The organism is Paludibacterium sp., assembly GCF_019232825.1.
In the GTDB taxonomy this organism is placed as follows: domain Bacteria; phylum Pseudomonadota; class Gammaproteobacteria; order Burkholderiales; family Chromobacteriaceae; genus Paludibacterium.
On sequence record NZ_JAFAND010000032.1, the window covers coordinates 1 to 2,199 of the forward strand.

Below are 2,199 nucleotides of genomic sequence, written 5' to 3' on the forward strand. Positions count from 1 at the left end.
GATGAGTTAAAATCGGGCTGTCGTTGCGAGCGGAGCGAAGCAATCCATCGTCCCGCACGCGCGAAGCATGGATTGCTTCGCTTTGCTCGCAATGACGGGAGAGGTTGTGTGTTTCAACCGAACCCGTATCGGTCTCGTTAACGGGAAAGCTGCCGGAGCAAGGCCGGCTTTCCGATGTTCTGTCGGAAATTTTTACAGCGATTCTTGTCTGCGTCTCTAACACGTTGATTTTGTGCATAGTCGGAATCTGGCAAGCAACTTGCTTGTCCTAGCGCCTGCGCCCGCAACGCGTTCGGGCAGGAAGCGGGACAAAAAAGATGACGACGTTCAACAGGGCGCTTTCCATTGCCGCTCTCGGCCTGGCCCTCTCGTTCGCCAACGCAGCAGAGGCGACCAATCTCGTCACCAACGGGGACTTCTCCACCAACGGCGGCGGAGGGCAGGTCGGCTTCAACACCACCCTCAACGGTTGGACGCTGGCGAACAGCCAGTCCTACACGTTCCTTTTCGGGTCCGGAACCCAGGCCACCAGCGGCGTCACCGGACAATATGGCAGCCTGTCGCTCTGGGGCCCCGGCAACGGCTCGCAGAACGGGCTGACATCCAGCCCCGCCGGTGGGTATTTCATCGCCCAGGACGGCGCGTTCCAGCAGGCGGCGATGCAGCAGACGATCAACGGGCTCGTCGCCGGCCAGAACTACGCCGTCAGCTTCTATTGGGCAGGTGCGCAGCAGTCGGGCTTCACCGGCGCCACCACCGAGCAATGGGAGGTCAGCCTCGGCGGCCAGAACCTCTATACGTCGGTCGTTAGCGACCCGAGCGAGGGGTTCTCGGGCTGGCAGTATACGACGCTCACCTTCACCGCGACCTCTTCGAGCGAACTCCTGTCCTTCCTGTCGATCGGCACGCCCTCGGGCGTTCCGCCCTTCGCCTTGCTCGACGGCGTGTCGATGACGCAGGTGGCGTCGGCTCCCGAGCCCGCTAGCGCGGCCGTGATGCTGACCGGCCTCGCCGGTCTCATGGCTCTGGTGTGGTATCGGCGCAAGGCGGCGAAGGCGGTGGCTGGCAGCCGTTAGAGCGATATATCAGGGACTAAACAAGATCGTCCTCCCGACGAAAGTCGGACCCATTTTTCAGCCCTCGCGAAGGCCGAGGAGTGGGTTCCGGCTTCCGCCGGGAGGACGATCTTAGTTGACGGCGAGCTCTTAAACAGACTCCTACAGAGCCCTCGCCCCGTCATCCTACTCCCGCGTGTAGTTGGCGGGGATCTGCGGGTCCGCCCCGCCCTTGCCCCACAGGATGATCTCGTTGCCCCAGGGGTCTTCGAAGGCCCAGTTATAGCCGTTGAAGGTCTGCCAGAAATGGTTCCGCCACAGGATCTTGGCGCCGCGCGCCTCGGCCCGCGCCAAAACGTCGTCCGCGCTCTCGCCGTCGCCGAGCAGGATCCAGACACGCGGCTTGCGGCCATGGTGGGCCAAGGTGCGCGGCTCGACGCCTTCCGCATCGGGGTGCGGACGAGCATTTGACGCCTTGAAGATGCCGATATGCAGGTTGCCGATCTCGCTGTCGGTGCCATCCGGATTCGGGAACATGCCGCCGGGAACCATGCGGTGGTAGACACCGGTCGGCTTATGGTCGTCGCGCCAGCCGAACACTTCGTTGTAGAACTTTCCGGCCGCTTCGGGATCGTCGGATGCGATATCGACGAAGATGAGGGTATGCGGTTTAGCCATAAGAATTCCTCCTGTTGGTATCGTTGAGAGAGACTTCGGAAACTTTGCCTTATTCCCCAGTCGTCATGCCCGGGCTTGACCCGGCCATCCACGTCTTAGATCGCGAGAGCGGAGACACGTGGACGCCCGGGTCGAGCCCGGGCATGACGGCAGAAGGGAGTCTGTTGAGGACATCCTCAGATCCGTCACGACGCGTATTCCGTCCGCTTGGGCGTGAACACGTCCAGGTTCAGCACCGGCTCGTCGCCCACCACCTCACCCCAATGGAGCGCGTTGGGCGGGATCACCAGCAGGCCGCCGGCCGAGACCGGAACCACCTCGTCGCCGACATGGAACTCGATCTTGCCGGACAGCACATAGGCTATCTGCTCGTGCGGGTGGCTATGCGGCCGCGGCTCGTGCCCGGGCATCAGGCGGTTGAGCGCAACGGTCGCCCCCTCGCCGGAGAAGGCCTTGCGTTCGACAC

The 2,199-nt window shown here is 62.9% G+C and carries 4 protein-coding genes; 1 reads left to right on the forward strand and 3 read right to left on the reverse strand.

The window, feature by feature from the left end; all coding sequences use genetic code 11:
• The coding region (locus JOZ06_RS02955; RefSeq protein WP_293228455.1) for a hypothetical protein at nt 1-238 on the reverse strand (238 nt) is incomplete at its 3' end.
• Nucleotides 239-317: 79 nt separating this feature from the next.
• Here JOZ06_RS02955 and JOZ06_RS02960 point away from each other — a divergent pair.
• Complete coding sequence (locus JOZ06_RS02960; protein WP_293228457.1) at nt 318-1,076, forward strand: hypothetical protein; 759 nt, start codon at nt 318-320, stop codon at nt 1,074-1,076.
• A 165-nt stretch (nt 1,077-1,241) separates the two neighbouring features.
• Here JOZ06_RS02960 and JOZ06_RS02965 read toward each other — a convergent pair whose 3' ends face one another.
• Both JOZ06_RS02965 and JOZ06_RS02970 read right to left on the reverse strand, forming a co-directional pair.
• Complete coding sequence (locus tag JOZ06_RS02965) at nt 1,242-1,733, reverse strand: VOC family protein (RefSeq protein ID WP_293228459.1); 492 nt, start codon at nt 1,731-1,733, stop codon at nt 1,242-1,244.
• Nucleotides 1,734-1,918: 185 nt separating this feature from the next.
• On the reverse strand, nt 1,919-2,199 hold a 281-nt coding region (locus tag JOZ06_RS02970; protein WP_293228460.1), incomplete at its 5' end, for a cupin domain-containing protein.

Excerpts from the sequence above, each read along its gene's own strand:
- JOZ06_RS02960 (WP_293228457.1), top strand. The coding sequence starts at position 318 with ATGACGACGTTCAACAGGGCGCTTTCCATTGCCGCTCTCGGCCTGGCC.
- JOZ06_RS02965 (WP_293228459.1), bottom strand. The coding sequence starts at position 1,733 with ATGGCTAAACCGCATACCCTCATCTTCGTCGATATCGCATCCGACGAT.